Genomic DNA, 17,964 nt, shown 5'->3' with positions numbered 1-17,964 from the left:
ATTCGATTTCAACAACTCACGTCGACGCCCAGATATCACGGCTCCGGCTTGCCCCCACCCCAACCCTCCCCCGTAAACGGGAGAGGGAGCAAACGTGCCACCCCAACCCTCCCCGTAAACGGGGGAGGGGGTGATCGGCGACACTGTCGACGTATCAGGTTGTTGCGTTCTCGCGCGCCTGTGCCAGTTGGAACACCGATGCCTGCGCCTCGAACGCCCGTTGGAACGCCGGCCGCGCCTTGCCACGCGCCAGGTACGCGGCCAGCGCAGGAAATTCCTCGACAAAGCCAAGCGCGTCGGCGCGCATCAGCACCGTCACCATCATCAAGTCGCCGGCGCTGAACTCGCCGTCCAGCCAGTCGGCATCGCCCAGGTGCTGCACCAGTTCGCCGAAGCGCTGGCGCACGCGCTGGTCAACCATCGCCGAGCGCGCCTCGAACCACGGCTCCTTGCGCTCCAGCACCTGCATCATCGAACGCTCGAACACCGGCGGCTCGATGGTGTTGAGCGCCGCGAACATCCAACTGATCGCGCGCAGGCGCGCATTCGCGTCTTTCGGCAACAGCACGCCATGGCGTTCGCCCAGATGCAGCAGGATGGCGCCGGACTCGAACAGCACCAGATCATCTTCCTCGTAGGTAGGAATCTGCCCGAACGGCTGCAACTTGCGATGCGCCGGCTGCTTGAGCTCGGCGAACGACAGCAGGCGCACGTCGTAAGGCTGGCCCACCTCTTCCAGCGCCCAGCGCACGCGCATGTCGCGCGCCAGGCCGCGGCCGCGATCGGGGGAGGATTCAAAGGCGGTAATGGTGGGGATCATGCGCGGACTCCGGTGGCGGTTGTCTTGATCGACGAATGGCAGGGCGCGGATTCGACACGCGGGTGCAACGGATTATCCGCCGCTGACGGCGTCGGGCTCAGTCGCTGCCCGCCGCCTCCGACGCAGGCGCCTGCGTGGCATCGAACAGCACCCGGCCGTCGTGCACGGTCAGCCTGACATCGGCAAATGCCTCCGGCTGCGCTTGCGGGTCCGAACCGAGCACAACCAGATCGCCCGCGTACCCTGCCTGCAATCGACCGCGCCCGCTCGCCTGGCCGAAGCGCTGCGCCGGTGCGGTGGTCAGGCTGGCCAGGATGGCGCGCCAGTCCATGCCCGCCTCCGCCATCAGGCGATATTCCAGATGGGTGTCGTAGGTCTCGTGAAAACCGGCGTCGGTGCCGAACAGAATCTGCCCGCCGGCCTGCGACATCGCCTGCAACTGTTGCTGCGAATTCTTCACCAGCTCGCGTACCACTGCCTCGGGTACACCTTCGCGCAGCAGTTCGGCAGAGAACAGGGTCAGCGTGGGAATCAGCGCCATGTCATCGGCCTTCAGCCGCGCCACGAAGTCCGGCGTCCACTCGCCTGATTCCGGCGCTGCATGCACCAGCACGTCCACGCCACTGTCCACGGCGATCGCCAGCCCCGCCGGGTTGGTCGGATGCGCGAACGCCGGTTTGCCATGCGCATGCGCGGCTTCGACGGTGGCGCGGGCGATGTCCACGGACATCGGCACCACTTCATTCGGCCCGCCCGTTATGGCGCCGGTGAACAGCTTGACCCCATCGGCGCCGGCGGCGATCTGCGCTTCGGCCCGCGCACGTGCCTGTTGCGCCGTCGTCACCTCGGCGCTGGGCGCGTGTGTCTGTTGCCACAGCTCACGCACGTAGATCGGCGTGCCGTGCTCGGGAAAGAACGGCATGTCCACGGTCAGCAATTGCGGGCCCTGGACTTCGCCGCAGCCGATGCGTGCGCGCAGCGCACGGGCATCGCCCGGCAGCGAGGCGATGTCGAACAGCGTGGTAAAGCCCCAGCGGCTGTAGCGATCCCGTAATGCGTCCGACAAGGTCGCTGCCGCTTGCGCATCCGGCTCATGGAACGGCGGCTTGATCAGATGGATGTGGCTGTTCCAGAAACCGGTGGTCACGCTCATGCCGCGGCCGTCGATGATGCGCACGCCCGCAGGCAGCGTGACGTCGGCGCGCGCACCCACCGCCGCGATGCGGCCGTCGCGAATCCAGACGGTGGCATCGTCGATGGGCGTCGCTTCGGGCGAGGGATACACGCGTGCGCCCACCACGGCCAGATCCTGCGCGGCGGCGGCGAAGGTCACCATCGCAAGCAGCACGCCGGCCGCGGCGCGCAGGGTCGGCAATACGCTTTGCATGCGGTCTACTCCGTCGGAAGGCTGCATCGTGTGCGACGCAGACAAGCTGAAGAAGCGCCGGAAGTCACGGAGCCAATGACGTTGCCACGCCCGCTCTCGCGGACCGCTCCGCGTGATGCCGATGTATACGTATCATATATGCCGCATATATACTGCCACCTCCCCCGATTCGAGCCATCCCATGGGCATCGTCAACATCGACGACGAACTGCACGACCAGCTTCGCCGTGCCTGCACCGTCACCAGCCGCTCCATCAATGCCCAGGCCAACTTCTGGATCAAGGTCGGCATGCTCTGCGAAATGAATCCCGGGCTGACCTTCCAGGAGGTCGTGGCCGAGCAGCTGCGTTCGGCGGGCGTGCGGCCCAAACCGCTGCAGGCCGCGCGCACGTGATCAAACGCCCCGACGAAGTGGAGCTGATGGCGCAGTCCGGCGCGCTGCTGGCCCAAGTCTTTCAGGCGCTGGGCCAGCTGCCCATGGAAGGCATGAGCACGCTGGCGATCAACGCCTTCGTCGAGCGCATGATCGTCGATGAGCTCAAGGCGCGCCCGGCCAGCATCGGCCAATACAACTATGCGTTTGCGTTGAACGCGTCCATCGACGATGTGGTCTGCCACGGCGTGCCATCGGCCGATGACGTGCTGCGCAGCGGGCAGATCGTCAACTTCGACATCACCCTGGAAAAGAACGGCTATATCGCCGATTCCAGCACCACGTACCTCGTCGGCGATGTCGCCTACCCCGCGCGCCGGCTGGTGGCATCGGCCTACAACGCGATGTGGAAAGGCATCGCCGCCGTGCGCCCCGGCGCACGCCTGGGCGACATTGGCCACGCCATCGAGCACTACGCACGCGCGCAGGGCTACAGCGTGGTCAGGGAATACTGCGGACACGGCATTGGCCGGCAGATGCATGAAGAACCGCAGATCCTGCACTACGGCCGGCCGGGCACCGGCCTGGCACTGCAGGAAGGCATGGTGTTCACCATCGAGCCGATGATCAACCAGGGCCGCGCGGCGATCCGATCCGAGCCCGGCACCTGGCCGGTCTACACCCGCGACGGCAAGCTGTCGGCGCAGTTCGAGCACACGGTGGCGGTGACCCGCGACGGTGCGCGGGTGCTGACCTTGCGTGCCGGTGAAGTGGATCAGGCGGCGCGGCCATAGCCGCCACTGCGCTACAGCTGCGACTCCAGCGGTAACCACTCCAGTACTTTTACTGCGCTGCGCCGCCACAAACCGACGCCCGGTTCGTGTTCCCACACGCGCGGCGGCACGTGCGCGTCTTCGTGCCAGCGCAGGCTGCCGTCATCCAGCAGCGCCAGCCGGTAGCTTTGTTCCGGCCCGCTCTTTTCGCGGTAGCGCGCCAGCAACTGTGCGGTGGCCTGTTTGTCCTTGAACAGGATGCCCATCTCGGTGTTGAGGTTGATCGAGCGCGGATCCAGATTGAAGGAACCAATGAAGCCGGTCTCGCCATCCACCGCAAAGGCCTTGGTGTGCAGGCTGGCGCCGCTGGATCCGAACAGGCTGCCGCCATCCTGCTGCCCCTGCGGCATCAGTTCGTGCAGCTCCACCCCCGCACGCAGCAGCGGCACCCGATACGGGGCATAACCGCTGTGCACGGCCATCACGTCGGTGGCGGCGAGCGAGTTGGTCAGCACGCCCACCTTCACCCCGCGCGCGCGCAACTGCGCTGCCCATTGCACGCCGCGATCGCCGGGCACGTAATACGGCGAGATGATGCGCAGCTCGCGCTTGGCCGCCGACATCGCCGGGAACAGCTTGAACATCAGCCACTGCTCCTGGCCTTCGCCGGCCAGCTTGGCCGGCGGGTCGGACACCACCTGCGCGTGATCCAGCCAGTACAACGGCGCTTCGCCCGCCACCATGCTACGCACCGAAGGCGACTGCGCCAGCCGCGCCAGATAGGGATCGGCGCGACGCGAGGCCACCGACTTCTCCACTTCCGTGCGCAGTTCCACCAGCGCGTCCGGCTCGACCTTGACCAGCGCGCCCAGCGGAATCGCCGCCTGGCTGTTCCAGAACGCATCGAAGATCGCTTCGGTCTGCTGCACTGCCGGACCGAGCAGGGCCACGTCCAGATCCAGGAAATTGGTATCGGTGGCGGCGTCGAAATATTCATCACCCACGTTGCGCCCACCCACCACCGCCACACGGCCGTCGGCAATCCAGGCCTTGTTGTGCATGCGCCGGTTGAGGCTGAAGCCGCGCAGCAGCATCTCCACGCCGCGACCCAGCACGCCGGCGCGGTTGCGGGTGGGATTGAACAGGCGTACTTCGATGTTGGGGTGGGTGTCCATCGCGGCCAGGAACGAATCCTTGCCATGACCATTCATGTCATCCAGCAACAGGCGCACGCGCACGCCGCGATCGGCCGCGCGCAGCAGTTCGCGATCCAGCAGCTGGCCGGTGAAGTCGTCGTGCCAGAGGTAGTACTGCAGATCCAGGCTGCGCCCGGCGGCCTGCGCGGTGAGCGCGCGGATGGCGAAGGCGTCCAGGTTGTCGGACAGCAGGGTGATACCGCTGCGCTGGCCACGGCCCTGGGTGAGAGGCGACAGGCTGCGGTCCAGCACCGTCTGCGCCGGCTGCAGCGCCAGCGCGTGCGAGGGCGGGCCGTGCACGCGCGCGGCAAAGCGCCCATAGCTGAAGACGGAAACAAAGCTGGCCACCGCCAGCGTCAACAGGATCAGGCCAAACCAGCGAAGCTTTCGCGCCATGGACAATTTCCGGGTAGCTGGGTGGATTCTAGCCACCCCGGCCGCGATGACGCCGTCATGACCGTCAGCCGCACGCAGGCCTTATGCTGGGCGCCGGTTTTTCCACGGATTGATGGCCATGACCCGTTTGCGCTTGTTTGTCCTTGCCCTGCTCACGCTCGGCCTGCTGGGCGGCTGCGGCACCACGCCCCCGGCGGCCAGCGGCGATGCGCTCACCTTCGTGGTGGTGCGGCATGCGGAAAAGGCCACCAACGACCCGGAGGATCCGGATCTGTCCGAGCTGGGCCGGGCGCGTGCGCAGCGCTTGGCGCAGGCGCTGGCCACGGCGCCGGTGGTGGCGGTATACGCCACCGAGTACAAGCGCACGCGGCAGACCGGGCAACCGACCGCCGACGCGCATCGTGTGGCCATCCGCCCGTACTACGCCAAAGGGCCGGCGGCGGAAGTGGCGGCGCAGTTGAAGGCGGCGCATCAGCGCGGCACGGTGCTGGTGGTGGGGCACAGCAATACGGTGCCGGATATCGTCAGCGCGCTGTCGGGTCAACTCGCCGACCCCATGCCGGACAGCGAATACGATCGCCTGACCCGCATCCACATGGCGGCGGACGGCACGGCCCGTGTCGAGATCGGTCGGTATTGACCTACCCGCGAATGCGGCGTTTTCCTACGTTGCAGCGAGGATTGTCGCGACACGCCGTGGCTTGACGTCTTTCTAACCTGCTCCCTGCGCCGATGTGCGGCGCGGGAGAAGGATCATGCGGGTACGTGGCGGGTGGATGTTGTTCGGCGGACTGGCGCTGATGCTGTCGGGGCTGCCCGGCGTGCGCGCGGCCGACGCGATGGCGCTTTTGCAGGCGCATTCAAGTGACCGGTTGCCGGCCATGCGGCTGCTGCAGGAGACCCTCGGGCCCGGCGAGGCGCGGCAGCCGGCAGCACCGGGGATGATGCTGGCCACGCCGATGCGCGGCGGCATTGATGTGCGCGATTACTGGATCAGCGAGAAACTCGATGGCGTGCGGGCGCGCTGGGACGGGCGTCAGCTGATCACCCGCGGCGGCGCGCGCATCAGCGTACCGGCGTGGTTCGTGCGGGGCTGGCCCGATCTGCCACTGGATGGGGAGTTGTGGCTGGGGCGCGGCCGCTTTGAGGCCACCAGTGGCCTGGTGCGCCGCTATCGCGAAGACGCTGCGGCTTGGCGGCAGATGAAGTTCATGGTGTTCGATGCACCTGCACAGCGCGAGGTGTTCGATGTGCGTCTGCGTCGTTTGCAGCGCGCGGTCACGACGGCGCGCGTGCCCTGGCTGCAGGTCATCCCGCAACATCGCCTGGCAGACATGGCGCAGTTGCAGGCCAAGCTGCGCGAGGTGGTGGGCGCAGGCGGCGAAGGCCTGATGCTGCATCACGCGCAAGGCCGCTATGTGGCCGGGCGCAGTCTGCACCTGCTCAAGCTCAAGCCGCATCTGGAAAGCGACGCGCGGGTGGTCGGCCATGTGCCCGGCAAGGGCAAGTACGCCGGCATGCTGGGCGCGCTGTCGGTGCAGGCCAGCGATGGACGCCGGTTCCGCCTGGGCAGTGGCTTCAGCGATGCGCAGCGCGCGCAGCCGCCGCCCCTCGGCAGCGTGGTCACGTATCGCTACGACGGCCTGACCCGGCGGGGGCTTCCGCGTTTCGCCCGCTTCCTGCGCGTGCGCGATGAGGAGCCGCTGCGGCCACCCTGAGGCGGACCGCATCGTTCCATGGCCTGGCACACCAGTGGCACGCAACCATGCGATGCTGCGGCCACCTCGCCCGGAGCTGCCGCCATGACCCTCATCGTTTCCCCCCGCGTCCATGATCTGGGCGGTTTCCAGGTTCGCCGCGCCGTGCCCAGCCTGCAGGCGCGCAGCGTGGGCCCGTTCGTGTTCGTCGACCATATGGGGCCGGCCACCTTCGACGAAGGACGCGGCGTGGACGTGCGTCCACATCCGCATATCGGCCTGGCGACGGTCACGTACCTGTGGAGCGGCGCGATCAAGCACAAGGACACCCTGGGCTATGACCAGGTGATTCTGCCCGGCGACGTCAACTGGATGACCGCCGGCCGTGGCATCGCCCATTCCGAGCGCACGCCACCGGACGTGCGCGCGCATCCGCATCCGCTGCATGGCATGCAGACCTGGGTGGCACTGCCGCGCGAATTCGAGGAAGTGGCGCCCGAGTTCCATCACCACAAGGCCGCCACCCTGCCGCAGCAGAACCACAAGGGCGTGTGGCTGCGCGTGATCGCCGGCCGTGGCTACGGCGAGGAATCGCCGGTGCGGGTGTTCGCCGACACCTTCAACGTCGCGCTGGATCTGGAACCGGACGCCGAACACGTGATCGATGGCACGGCCGTCGAACGTGCGCTTTACGTCCTGGAAGGTGATGCGCAACTGGATGGCGTGGATATCCCCGACAAGCATCTGGTGGTACTGGATCGCGGCACCCAGCCCAAGCTGCGCGCCAAGACGGCCGTCAAGGCCATCCTGGTCGGCGGCGAACCGCTCGATGCGCCGCGGCATATGTGGTGGAACTTCGTTTCCAGTTCGCAGGAGCGCATCGAGCAGGCCAAACAGGATTGGCTCAATGATCGCTTCGGCAAGATCGAAGGTGAGACCGAGTTCATTCCCCTGCCCGATCACTGACGCTCAGTAACTTTACTTAAGCTGCCTGTTCGAAGTTACAGCGATACTTCCAGCAACTCATAGCGTAGATTCCTGCCCGCCGCCCGAGCGCGGTGACAACAACGGAGTGTTTATGAGTCTTGCAAAACGATTGACGGCGGAGTTTCTGGGTACGTTCTGGCTGGTTCTGGGTGGCTGCGGCAGTGCCGTGCTGGCGGCCAAGTTCGGCGGCGACGGCAATCCACTGGGGATTGGTTTCGTCGGCGTGGCATTGGCCTTCGGCCTGACCGTGCTGACCGGTGCGTATGCGTTCGGCCATATCTCCGGCGGACATTTCAATCCCGCCGTCAGCTTCGGCCTGTGGGCCGGTGGACGTTTCCCGGCGCGCGATCTGGCGCCCTACGTCATCGCCCAGGTACTGGGCGGCATCGTCGCCGGTTTCATCCTGCTCAACATCGCCAAGGGCACCGGCACCTTCGTCATCGACCCGGGCGCGGCCGGGGCCTTCGCCACCAATGGCTACAACGAACTGTCGCCGGGGGGTTACGACGCGGCATCGGCATTCCTGACCGAAGTGGTGCTGACCGCCGTATTCCTGCTGATCATCATGGGCGCCACCCACAGCCGTGCGCCGGCCGGCTTTGCGCCCATCGCCATCGGCCTGGGCCTGACCCTGATTCACCTGATCAGCATTCCGGTCACCAACACCTCGGTCAATCCGGCGCGCTCCACCGGCGTGGCGGTGTTTGCCGGCTCCGGCGCCCTCGGCCAGTTGTGGCTGTTCTGGGTCGCGCCGATCCTGGGCGGCATGATCGGCGGCCAGATTTACAAATGGCTGGGCAAGGACGACTGACGCGCTGCACCCGTCATCGCTGCAAACAACAACGGTCGCCTTGCGCGACCGTTGTTTTTCCAGCGTGATGAAGAGGTGCGGCAGTACGCTGCAGCAGGATCGGGAAGCGCCGGTTTAGAACCGCCCTTCCTGGAAATCCACGAACGCCTGCATGATTTCCTGCTTGCTGTTCATGACAAACGGACCATGCCGCACTACCGGCTCGCGCAACGGACGCCCCGCCACCAGGATCACCCGGGTCGGCTGGCTACCCGCGCGCAACACCACCTGGTTGCCGCCACCGAGCACCGCCATCTCCTGCGATTCCAGCGCACGCGCCTCGTCGCCCTCGCCCAGGCTCAACGCCCCTTCGAACACGTAGGCAAACGCGTTGTGTCCGTCCGGCAAGGTGTAGTCCCAGGCCTGACCCGGTTCCAGCGCGATATCCAGATACACCGGATCGGTGGCCGGCTGCGAAATCGGGCCGACGGTGTCGCCCACGCGACCGGCGATGACCTTTACCGACACACCCTTGGCCGGGGTGGCGACAGGCAGATGGTCGGGCGCGAATTCCTGGTACTTGGGCTCGGTCATCTTCTCGCGCGCGGGCAGGTTCACCCACAGCTGGAAGCCGCGCATGCGCCCGGATTCCTGCTCCGGCATTTCCGAATGGATCAGGCCACGGCCGGCGGTCATCCACTGCACCGAGCCGGGCGTCAGCAGGCCTTCGTTGCCATGGTTGTCGCGATGGCGCATGCGCCCATCGAGCATGTAAGTCACGGTCTCGAAGCCGCGATGCGGATGTTCCGGGAAGCCGGCGATGTAGTCTTCGGCACGATCGGTGCCGAATTCGTCCAGCAGCAGGAACGGGTCCAGATCCGGCAGATCCGGGCCACCGATGACGCGGGTCAACTTGACCCCGGCGCCGTCGGAGGTGGCGCGCCCGCGCACCTTGCGCGCGATGCGGGCCGGCGAAGAGGCAATTGAAGTGGTCATGGCAGGTTCTCCCTTGGAAGCGAAGAAGATGGCATCGGCGACTCGGGAACAAAACCGGGGGCGCTACACCGATCTGTTCCAGAGCTGGAAAGCTGGGGCAGCGTCGGTCCCCGGATGGCGCTTCCTGTACGAGGGGCCACATCCAGCCGCCGGCTATGCCACGTAGACCGACTTGATGTTCATGAACTCGTGGATGCCGTGTTCGGCCAGCTCGCGGCCAAAGCCGGAGCGCTTGGTGCCGCCAAACGGCAGCCGCACATCGCTGCGCACGATCGCGTTGACGAAGGCCGCGCCCACCTGCAGTTGCCGGGCGACGCGATTGCCACGTTCGCTGTCGCCGGTCCAGACGCTGCCGCCCAGGCCGAAGTTGGTGTCGTTGGCCACCTGCACGGCTTCGGCCTCGTCCTTGACCCGCAGGATGCTGGCGACCGGGCCAAACAGTTCCTCTTCGTAGGCGGGCATGCCGGGGGCGACGTTATCCAGAATCGAAGCCGGATAGCCCGCATGCGACGCGTCCGGCGCGCAGCCCAGCAGCGCCGAGGCGCCAAGGGCGATGCTGGCCTGCACCTGCTTGTGCAACTCGTCGCGCAGATCCTGGCGTGCCAGCGGCGCCAGCGTGGTGCTCTCGGCTTCCGGATCACCCAGCGCCAGTTTGGCCGCCGCCTGCTTGAAGCGCTCGACGAACTTGTCGGCGATTGCATCGACCACGATGAAGCGCTTGGCGGCGATGCAGGTCTGGCCGGCGTTGCCGAAGCGTGAGGCGATGGCGCCGGCCACGGTCTTGTCCAGGTCCGCATCTTCCAGCACCACGAAGGCGTCGCTGCCGCCCAGTTCCATCACGCACTTCTTCAACTGCTGGCCGGCATTGCCGGCGACCGAGCGCCCTGCCCGCTCGCTGCCGGTCAGGGTGACCGCGGCGATGCGCGGATCGCGGATCACTGCGGCGGCCTGGTCGTTGTCGATATGCAGGGCGGCGAACACGCCCGCCGGAATGCCGGCTTCGTGCAGCACGTCGGCGATGATGTCGGCGCAACGCGGCACGTTGCTGGCGTGCTTGAGCACCGCCACGTTGCCGGCCATCAGTGCCGGTGCGAGGAAGCGGAACACCTGCCAGATCGGGAAATTCCACGGCATCACCGCCAGCACGCAACCGATCGGCTCGAAGCGCACATAGCTGCGGCTGCCATCGGTGCTGATCGGCTGGTCCTTCAGATAATCGGCCGCGTGGTCGGCGTAGTAGTCACAGGCGCCGGCGCACTTGTCGACTTCGGCCAGGGCTTCCTTCTTCAGCTTGCCCATCTCGGCGGTCATGGTGCGCTGGATGTCGTCGCGGCGGCGGCGTAGTTCCGCGCCGACATTGCGCAACAGATGGCCGCGTTCCTCCAGCGGCCGCGCGGCCCAGGCCTTGAAGGCGGGCTGGGTGGCGGCGAGGATGGCTTCTATCTCTGCCGAGTCCATCAGCTTCTGCGAGTGTTCGACCTGGCCGGTCGCGGGGTTCACGGTGTCGACGTTCATTTTTTGCTCTGCATGTAGTGCAACGGATGGAGTCTGCACGCGATCGTGTTAATGCCGGGACGACGTGCGCTTGAGCCCTCTCCCGCTTGCGGGGGAGGGTTGGGTGGGGGCAAGTGGCGCAAGCGGTCGCGTGTACGTGCTGCCCTGCCCTCATCCGCCCTGCGGGCACCTTCTCCCGCATGCGGGAGAAGGGGTTCCGGCCGGGGTGAGGGCCAGCGCCGTCAGCCGTTGTCCTGTAGCGCCAACTGCATATCCCGCTGCTTGCGCTTCTCTTCGCGGTACATCAGCCACCAGCCGATGATCGCGGCCACCGTCACCACCGCAATCATCAAACTCGCCAGCGCATTGATCTTCGGGCTCAAACCCAGGCGCACGGACGAAAACACCTTGATCGGCAGCGTAGTGGAACTCGGCCCGGCGACGAAGCTGGCGATCACCACGTCATCCAGCGACAAGGTGAAGGCCAGCAGCCAGCCCGACACCAGCGCCGGCGCAATGATTGGCAAGGTGATCAAGAAAAACACCTTGATCCGGTTGGCGCCCAGATCCATCGCCGCTTCTTCCAGCGACTTGTCCAGCTCCTGCAGGCGCGAGGAGATCACCACCGTCACGAACGACACCGTCAGGGTGATATGCGCGATCAGGATCGCCACCACGCCCTTGGACGGCAGGTGCAGCAGCGGCCCCAGCGAGACCAGCATCAGCAGGATCGACAGGCCGATGATCACTTCCGGCATCACCAGCGGCGCGGTGATCAAGGCACCGAACAGGGTCTTGCCGGGGAAGCGCCGCATCCGCGTCATCACCAGACCGGCCAGCGTGCCCAGCACCACCGCCGCGCTGGCGGTCCAGAAGGCGATTTTCAGACTCACCCAGGCTGCGGCCAGCATCTGCTGATCGCGGAACAACTCGCCATACCATTTCACCGAGAAGCCCGACCACACCGTGGCCAGGCGCGACTCGTTGAACGAGTACACCATCAGGATCAGGATCGGCAGGTACAGGAAAGCGAAACCGAAACCCAGCACCAGCCAGGTCAGGCTGCGTTGGCGCAGTCGCTTCATGTCAGCCTGCCTTCCAGCTCACGCTGCTGCACGCGGTTGAAGATCAGGATCGGCACCATCAGCAGGATCAGCATCACGATGGCCACCGCCGACGCCGCCGGCCAGTCGCGGTTGTTGAAGAACTCGTTCCACAACACCCGTCCAATCATCAGGGTGTCCGGTCCGCCCAGCAGTTCCGGGATGACGAACTCGCCCACCGCCGGAATCATCACCAGCATGCAGCCGGCGATGATGCCCGCGCGCGAAAGCGGCAAGGTGATGGTGAAGAACGCCTTCCACGGTTTGGCGCCCAGGTCGTAAGCCGCTTCCAGCAGGCGCTGATCGTGCTTGACCAGGTTGGTGTACAGCGGCAGCACCATGAATGGCAGGTAGGCATAGACAATGCCGATGTAGGCCGCCATCGGCGTGTAGAGAATCTGCAGCGGCGCATCGATGATGCCCAGCTTCATCAGGAAGTTGTTGAGCAGGCCGTTGTTCTTGAGGATGCCGATCCACGCGTAGATGCGGATCAGGAACGAAGTCCACGATGGCAGCACCACCAGCATCATCGCGATGTTGCGGCTGGAAGGCGGCATCCGCGCAATCACGTAGGCGATGGGGTAGCCAATCAGCAGCGCCAGCAGGGTGGAAATGGCGGCGATCTTGATCGAGCTCAGGTAGGCCTGCACGTATTGCGAGTCGGTGACCAGCGCCGCGTAGTTGCCCAGGTTGAGCTTGAGCGTCAGCGCCTCGTCCACGTACTCCAGGATGGGCGTGTATGGCGGCATCGCGATGGCGAGCTTGCTGAAGGAAATCTTCAGCACAATCAGGAACGGAATCGCGAAGAACAGCAGCTGCCACAGGTAAGGGACCGAGATCACGGCCCAGCGTGATCCGGGCATCGTCTTCTTGAGCAGTTCGCGCAGTTTCATGAGGTGAGCACCACGCCGTCGTTGTCGCCCCACCACACCCACACTTCGTCATTCCAGGTCAGCGCCTCGCTGGCCCAGCGCTGCACGTTGGCGAAGTTGGCCATGAACTTGTAGCCACTGGGCAGGCGCACGTGATAGACCGAATGGCTGCCGAAGTAGGCGATGTCCTCGATCACGCCCTTGGCTTTGTTGTGCTGCTGCTCCGGCTCCTGCTTGCCGATGCCGAGCTTTTCCGGGCGCACGGCGAAGGACACTTCCTGGCCTTCGAAGCCGGAAATGCCGTGGCCGATGTAGATGGCGTCGGGCAGCTGCTTGCTGCGGATGGTGACGTAGTCGGCTTCATCCTCTTCCACCACGCCGTCCATCAGGTTGACCGAGCCGATGAACTCGGCGGCGAAGCGGCTGGTCGGTTGTTCGTAGATTTCGTCGGGCGTGCCGACCTGGCGGATCCAGCCCTGGTCCATCAGCGCGATGCGGGTGGCCATGGTCATGGCCTCTTCCTGATCATGGGTGACCATCACGCAGGTCACCCCGGATTTCTCGATGATGTTGACCAGCTCCAGCTGCATCTGCGAGCGCAGCTTCTTGTCCAGCGCGCCCATCGGCTCATCCAGCAACAACAACTTGGGCCCCTTGGCCAATGAACGCGCCAGCGCCACGCGCTGTTGCTGGCCACCGGAGAGCTGATGCGGTTTGCGCTTGGCCAGCTTGCCCAGCTGCACCAGCGCCAGCATCTCCTGCACGCGTTTCTTCACGGCCTCCTTGGACAGGCCGTCCTGCTTCAGGCCGAAGGCGATGTTCTGCTCCACCGTCATGTGCGGGAACAGCGCATAGGACTGGAACATCATGTTGAGCGGACGCTCGTAGGGCGGCAGGTCGTTGAGCAGCTGCCCGTCCAGGTAGATCTTGCCGGCGGTGGGTTTCTCGAAGCCGGCCAGGCAGCGCAGCAGGGTCGACTTGCCGCTGCCCGAACCACCGAGCAGCGCGAAAATCTCGCCCTTGCGGATGGTCAGGTTGGTGTCGTCGACGGCGACAAAGCCGTCGAACTCCTTGCGCACGTCGACGATGCGCAGGTACGAGTCCGTGCTGTCCTTGGCGCCATTGCCATTCTGTCCGTTGCTCGGGTTGTCGGGCGGCATGCGGATTCCTGCGAGGTGGGTTGGCAATGGGGTGGGAATGCGCAGCGGGAGCGGCATCGGCCGCTCCCGCTGCAGGTGGATCACTTGCCCGTCTTGAGCTCGGTCCAGATACGCGTGTACTGGCGATCGGTTTCCGGTGGCACGATGGCCAGCGGGAACAGTTTCGCGGCCACTTCCGGCGGCGGATACACGGTGGGATCCTCGACGATCGCCTTCTCCATCAGCGCCTTGGCCTTGGGAATGGCGTTGGGGTAATGGATGAAGTTGGAGTTGTTGGCCATCACCTGCGGATCCAGCAGGTAGTTGATGAAGGCATAGGCGTTGTCCACGTGCTTGGCATCCTTGGGGATGGCCAGCATGTCGAACCACTGCGGCGCGCCTTCCTTGGGAATGGCATAGGCGATCTTGACGCCGTTGTCGGACTCTTCGGCGCGATCACGGGCCTGGATGATGTCGCCCGACCAGCCCACCACCAGGCAGGTGTCGCCATTGGCCATGGCGTCGATGTACTGCGAGGAGTGGAAGTTGGTGATGTACGGGCGAATGGACTTGAGCAGCGCGGCCGCCTTGTCGATCACCTTGGGGTCGGTGCTGTTGGGATTCTCGCCCAGGTAGTTCAGGGTCAGCGGGATGATTTCCGAGGGCGTGTCCAGCAGGGTCACGCCGCAGTCCTTGAGCTTGGCGATGTTCTCCGGCTTGAACACGATGTCCAGGCTGTTGGCGATTTCGGTGTTGCCGAACGCCGCCTGAACCTTGTCGATGTTGTAGCCGATGCCGGTGGTGCCCCACATGTAGGGAATGGCGTACTGGTTGCCCGGATCCTGGGTCTCGATCCGCTTCATCAGCTCGGGATCGAGATTGGCGTAGTTGGGAATCCTGCTCTTGTCCAGCGGCATGAACACCCCGGCCTGGATTTGCCGGCCCAGAAAGTTCAGGGTCGGCACCACGATGTCATAGCCGCTGGAGCCGGCCAGCAGTTTGGTTTCCACCACTTCGTTGCTGTCGAACACATCGTAGGTGACCTTGATGCCGGTCTTCTTTTCGAAGTTGGGCACGGTGTCGTCGGCGATGTAGTCCGACCAGTTGTAGACGTTGACCTCCTTGGAACCGTCGGCGCTTGCGGCGCCGTCGGCAGGTTTGTCCGCGTCGGATTTGCCACCGCAGGCGGTGGCGACGCTACAGAGGAAGACGGCGGTTGCCAGGGTACGCAGTTTCATCAATCTCTCTCCAGGTGATACGACAGTGATGAGGTGTGCGATCTAATCCGTTGTAGCGTTTCGCGCTTATTTACCGGTCTTCAACTCCGTCCAGATGCGGGTGTACTGGCGATCGATTTCCGGCGGCAGCACCGCGAAGGTGAACAACTTGGCGTCCACTTCCGGCGGCGGATAGATGGTGGGATCGTTGGCGATTTCCGGGTCGACCATCGGCTTGGAGCTGGGGATGGCGTTGGGATAGGTCACGAAGTTGGTGTTGGCCGCGGCCACCTTCGGATCCAGCATGTAGTTGATGAAGGCGTAGGCGTTGTCCACGTGCTGGGCATCCTTGGGGATGGCCATCATGTCGAACCACTGCGGCGCGCCTTCCTTGGGAATGGAGTACGCCACCTTCACCTTGTTGTCGGCTTCGGCAGCGCGATCGCGGGCCTGGATGATGTCGCCCGACCAGCCCACCACCAGGCAGATGTCGCCGTTGGCCAGGTCCTGGATGTAGGACGAGGAATGGAAGTTGCGGATGTAGGGCCGGATGGTCTTGAGCAGCGTAGCGGCCTTGTCGATCACCTTGGGATCGAAGCTGTGCGGGTCTTCGCCCAGGTAGTTCAGCGCAATCGGGATCAGTTCCGAGGGCGTGTCCAGCACGGTCACGCCGCAGTCCTTGAGCTTGGACAGGTTCTCCGGCTTGAACACCAGGTCCCAGCTCTGGGTGACGTCGGTGTTGCCGAACACGGCGGTGATCTTGTCCACGTTGTAGCCGATGCCGCTGGTGCCCCACAGGTACGGCACGGCGAACTGGTTGCCCGGATCCTGCAGCGCGATGCGCTTGAGCAGTTCCGGATCCACGTTCTTCAGGTTGGGCAGCTTGGACTTGTCCAGCGGCAGGAACACGCCCGCCTGGATCTGCCGGCCCAGGAAGCTCAACGAGGGCACCACCACGTCGTAGCCGGTCGAACCGGTCAGCAACTTGGTTTCCACCATCTCGTCGCTGTCGAACACATCGTAGGTCACCTTGATGCCGGTGGCCTGGGTGAAGTTGGGAATGGTGTCTTCGGCGATGTAGTCGGACCAGTTGTAGACATTGACGACTTTCTCGGCCGACTGTTTCGGCGCCGCCGCCTTGTCTTCCTTGCCGCCGCCGCCGCAGGCCGCCACGGTGCACGCTGCCATCACAACCGCCAGGGTTCGAAGCTTCATGGGGTTTCTCCTGAAACCGAAGGGGGATAGGCATCATGATACGCCCCGATGTGAATCCGGGAAGCCCGTCGCAGGCTGATCCGCGTGGTGGTCACAGGCCCAGGGCTCCGGCGGTTTCCTCCAGCGCCTTCCAGGTCTTGTCGAACAACTCGTCCACCTGTGCCTTGCTGATGATCAGCGGCGGCGACAGCAACATCGCATCCCAAGTCGCGCGCAGGATCAGCCCGTGCTTGAGCGCGAAGTCGCGACATACCGGCCCGACCGTGCCGCGCTCGGGGAAGAACGCGCGCTTACGCTTGTCCGGCACCAGTTCCAGCGCGCCGACCATGCCGGCGATGCGCGCCTGCCCGACCAGGCGATGCTCGCCCAGCTCGGCCCAGCGCTGCGCCAGGTACGGCGCGACTTCGCTGTTGGCGCGCTCGACGATTTTCTCTTCCTGCAGGATGCGGATGTTCTCCAGCGCCACCGCCGCGCAGACCGGGTGGCCGGAGTAGGTGGCGCCGTGCGCCAGTTCCCCGCCCTGCTCTTTCAGCACGGTGGCCACGCGGTCGTTGAACATCGCCGCGCCGAGCGGGATGTAACCGGAGGTGATGCCCTTGGCCACGGTCATGATGTCGGGGGTGAAACCGAAATACTGCGAGCCGAACCACTGGCCGGTGCGGCCGAAGCCGCAGATGACTTCGTCGGCCACCAGCAGCACGTCGTACTGCCGGCAGATGCGTTCGATCTCGGGCCAGTAGCTGCGCGGCGGGATGTAGACGCCGATCGCGCCCATGATCGGCTCGCCGATGAAGGCCGCCACCCGCTCCGGGCCCAGTTCCAGGATTTTCGCTTCCAGCCGGCGCGCGGCCAGCAGGCCGTACTCGTCTTCGGACAGATCACCGCCATCGGCGAACCAGAACGGCGGATCGATATGGTGGATGTCCGGAATCGGCAGCCCGCCCTGCTTGTGCATGCCCTTCATGCCACCCAGGCTGGCCCCGGCCATGGTGGTGCCGTGGTAACCGTCATGGCGACCGATGAAGATGTTCTTCTGCGGCTGGTCCTGCACCGCCCAGAAGTGGCGGACCATGCGCAGGATGGTGTCGTTGGCCTCGGAACCGGAATTGACGAAGAACGAATGGTTGATGTCGGCCGGCGCCAGCTCGGCCAGCTTGGCCGCCAGTTCGATGGTCGGCTCGGTGGTGCACTGGAAGAAGCTGTTGTAGTAGGCCAGCTGGGTCATCTGCTTCGACGCCGCCTCGCCCAGTTCCTTGCGGCCATAGCCAATGTTGACGCACCACAGGCCGGCGAAGGCATCGAGCAACTGGTTGCCCTCGGCATCCCACACGTAGCAACCCTCGCCGCGGGTGAGGATGCGCGTGCCCTTTTTGGCCAGCGCCGCGTTGTCGTTGAACGGATGCAGGTGGTACTCGGCGTCGAGTTTCTGCAGGGTTTTGTAATCAAGCTGGGTCATGACATTCCTCGATGCGTAAGTCCCCTTCTCCCGCTTGCGGGGGAAGGTGCCCG

General features: G+C 65.1%; 17 protein-coding genes. 6 read left to right on the top strand and 11 right to left on the bottom strand.

Annotation, left to right across the window (positions count from 1 at the left end; all coding sequences use genetic code 11):
• Positions 1–154 precede the first annotated feature (154 nt).
• Positions 155–820 (bottom strand): glutathione S-transferase family protein, encoded by a 666-nt coding sequence (locus B5X78_RS14905; RefSeq protein WP_079725297.1) that lies wholly within the window; start codon positions 818–820, stop codon positions 155–157.
• Between the two features lie 97 nt (positions 821–917).
• On the bottom strand, positions 918–2,207 hold the full coding sequence (locus B5X78_RS14900; RefSeq protein WP_079725296.1) for an amidohydrolase family protein: 1,290 nt from the start codon (positions 2,205–2,207) through the stop codon (positions 918–920).
• A 181-nt stretch (positions 2,208–2,388) separates the two neighbouring features.
• Between B5X78_RS14900 and B5X78_RS14895 the strand changes: the two genes are divergently transcribed.
• Both B5X78_RS14895 and map read left to right on the top strand, forming a co-directional pair.
• Complete coding sequence (locus B5X78_RS14895) at positions 2,389–2,601, top strand: ParD-like family protein (RefSeq protein WP_079725294.1); 213 nt, start codon at positions 2,389–2,391, stop codon at positions 2,599–2,601.
• A complete protein-coding gene (gene map, locus B5X78_RS14890; protein WP_079725293.1) occupies positions 2,598–3,374 on the top strand; it encodes a type I methionyl aminopeptidase in 777 nt (258 codons plus the stop codon). The genes B5X78_RS14895 and map overlap by 4 nt, the downstream gene beginning before the upstream one ends.
• Before the next feature lie 11 nt (positions 3,375–3,385).
• Here map and B5X78_RS14885 read toward each other — a convergent pair whose 3' ends face one another.
• Positions 3,386–4,951, bottom strand: coding sequence for a phospholipase D family protein (locus B5X78_RS14885; protein WP_079725291.1), 1,566 nt, complete (start codon positions 4,949–4,951; stop codon positions 3,386–3,388).
• 112 nt (positions 4,952–5,063) lie between these two features.
• Here B5X78_RS14885 and B5X78_RS14880 point away from each other — a divergent pair, with 112 nt between their 5' ends.
• From B5X78_RS14880 to aqpZ, 4 genes are all read left to right on the top strand, one after another.
• A complete protein-coding gene (locus B5X78_RS14880; protein ID WP_176140879.1) occupies positions 5,064–5,585 on the top strand; it encodes a SixA phosphatase family protein in 522 nt (173 codons plus the stop codon).
• Between the two features lie 115 nt (positions 5,586–5,700).
• Positions 5,701–6,663, top strand: coding sequence for a DNA ligase (locus B5X78_RS14875; protein WP_229730740.1), 963 nt, complete (start codon positions 5,701–5,703; stop codon positions 6,661–6,663).
• An 84-nt stretch (positions 6,664–6,747) separates the two neighbouring features.
• Entirely contained in the window at positions 6,748–7,608 is an 861-nt protein-coding gene (locus B5X78_RS14870) for a pirin family protein (protein WP_079725285.1), read from the top strand.
• A 112-nt stretch (positions 7,609–7,720) separates the two neighbouring features.
• Positions 7,721–8,440 carry an aquaporin Z gene (aqpZ, locus tag B5X78_RS14865; RefSeq protein WP_079725282.1) on the top strand — a complete coding sequence of 240 codons (720 nt, stop codon included), beginning with the start codon at positions 7,721–7,723 and terminating at the stop codon, positions 8,438–8,440.
• 114 nt (positions 8,441–8,554) lie between these two features.
• Here the strand turns inward: aqpZ and B5X78_RS14860 are convergent, their stop codons facing one another.
• The 8 genes from B5X78_RS14860 to B5X78_RS14825 all read right to left on the bottom strand — a co-directional run bounded on the left by B5X78_RS14860 (position 8,555) and on the right by B5X78_RS14825 (position 17,911).
• A complete protein-coding gene (locus tag B5X78_RS14860) occupies positions 8,555–9,415 on the bottom strand; it encodes a pirin family protein (RefSeq protein ID WP_079725281.1) in 861 nt (286 codons plus the stop codon).
• A 153-nt stretch (positions 9,416–9,568) separates the two neighbouring features.
• A complete protein-coding gene (locus B5X78_RS14855; RefSeq protein WP_079725280.1) occupies positions 9,569–10,930 on the bottom strand; it encodes an NAD-dependent succinate-semialdehyde dehydrogenase in 1,362 nt (453 codons plus the stop codon).
• A gap of 221 nt (positions 10,931–11,151) precedes the next feature.
• Positions 11,152–11,994, bottom strand: a complete 843-nt coding sequence (locus B5X78_RS14850) for an ABC transporter permease subunit (RefSeq protein WP_079725279.1) — start codon at positions 11,992–11,994, stop codon at positions 11,152–11,154.
• On the bottom strand, positions 11,991–12,875 hold the full coding sequence (locus B5X78_RS14845; RefSeq protein ID WP_079726215.1) for an ABC transporter permease subunit: 885 nt from the start codon (positions 12,873–12,875) through the stop codon (positions 11,991–11,993). The genes B5X78_RS14850 and B5X78_RS14845 overlap by 4 nt, the downstream gene beginning before the upstream one ends.
• Before the next feature lie 26 nt (positions 12,876–12,901).
• Positions 12,902–14,044: an ABC transporter ATP-binding protein gene (locus tag B5X78_RS14840; RefSeq protein ID WP_079725278.1), complete on the bottom strand. Its 1,143-nt coding sequence runs from the start codon at positions 14,042–14,044 to the stop codon at positions 12,902–12,904.
• Between the two features lie 80 nt (positions 14,045–14,124).
• Positions 14,125–15,261, bottom strand: a complete 1,137-nt coding sequence (locus B5X78_RS14835; protein WP_079725277.1) for a polyamine ABC transporter substrate-binding protein — start codon at positions 15,259–15,261, stop codon at positions 14,125–14,127.
• Between the two features lie 66 nt (positions 15,262–15,327).
• The gene (locus B5X78_RS14830) at positions 15,328–16,455 is read right to left on the bottom strand and encodes a polyamine ABC transporter substrate-binding protein (RefSeq protein ID WP_079725276.1); all 1,128 of its coding nucleotides are present in this window, start codon (positions 16,453–16,455) and stop codon (positions 15,328–15,330) included.
• A gap of 91 nt (positions 16,456–16,546) precedes the next feature.
• Positions 16,547–17,911, bottom strand: coding sequence for an aspartate aminotransferase family protein (locus B5X78_RS14825; RefSeq protein WP_079725275.1), 1,365 nt, complete (start codon positions 17,909–17,911; stop codon positions 16,547–16,549).
• Positions 17,912–17,964: the final 53 nt, after the last annotated feature.

Origin of the sequence: Pseudoxanthomonas indica (genome assembly GCF_900167565.1) — a bacterium.
Taxonomy (GTDB): Bacteria; Pseudomonadota; Gammaproteobacteria; order Xanthomonadales; family Xanthomonadaceae; genus Pseudoxanthomonas_A; species Pseudoxanthomonas_A indica.
Note: the sequence above shows the minus strand (reverse complement) of the source record. Positions and strands in the feature narration are given on the sequence as shown.

Coding starts and splice junctions, on each gene's coding strand:
- B5X78_RS14875 (WP_229730740.1), top strand. CDS start 5,701: ATGCGGGTACGTGGCGGGTGGATGTTGTTCGGCGGACTGGCGCTGATG.
- B5X78_RS14895 (WP_079725294.1), top strand. CDS start 2,389: ATGGGCATCGTCAACATCGACGACGAACTGCACGACCAGCTTCGCCGT.
- B5X78_RS14900 (WP_079725296.1), bottom strand. CDS start 2,207: ATGCAAAGCGTATTGCCGACCCTGCGCGCCGCGGCCGGCGTGCTGCTT.
- B5X78_RS14855 (WP_079725280.1), bottom strand. CDS start 10,930: ATGAACGTCGACACCGTGAACCCCGCGACCGGCCAGGTCGAACACTCG.
- aqpZ (WP_079725282.1), top strand. CDS start 7,721: ATGAGTCTTGCAAAACGATTGACGGCGGAGTTTCTGGGTACGTTCTGG.
- B5X78_RS14860 (WP_079725281.1), bottom strand. CDS start 9,415: ATGACCACTTCAATTGCCTCTTCGCCGGCCCGCATCGCGCGCAAGGTG.
- B5X78_RS14845 (WP_079726215.1), bottom strand. CDS start 12,875: ATGCCCGGATCACGCTGGGCCGTGATCTCGGTCCCTTACCTGTGGCAG.
- B5X78_RS14850 (WP_079725279.1), bottom strand. CDS start 11,994: ATGAAGCGACTGCGCCAACGCAGCCTGACCTGGCTGGTGCTGGGTTTC.
- B5X78_RS14905 (WP_079725297.1), bottom strand. CDS start 820: ATGATCCCCACCATTACCGCCTTTGAATCCTCCCCCGATCGCGGCCGC.
- B5X78_RS14825 (WP_079725275.1), bottom strand. CDS start 17,911: ATGACCCAGCTTGATTACAAAACCCTGCAGAAACTCGACGCCGAGTAC.
- B5X78_RS14830 (WP_079725276.1), bottom strand. CDS start 16,455: ATGAAGCTTCGAACCCTGGCGGTTGTGATGGCAGCGTGCACCGTGGCG.
- B5X78_RS14835 (WP_079725277.1), bottom strand. CDS start 15,261: ATGAAACTGCGTACCCTGGCAACCGCCGTCTTCCTCTGTAGCGTCGCC.
- B5X78_RS14870 (WP_079725285.1), top strand. CDS start 6,748: ATGACCCTCATCGTTTCCCCCCGCGTCCATGATCTGGGCGGTTTCCAG.
- B5X78_RS14840 (WP_079725278.1), bottom strand. CDS start 14,044: ATGCCGCCCGACAACCCGAGCAACGGACAGAATGGCAATGGCGCCAAG.
- B5X78_RS14880 (WP_176140879.1), top strand. CDS start 5,064: ATGACCCGTTTGCGCTTGTTTGTCCTTGCCCTGCTCACGCTCGGCCTG.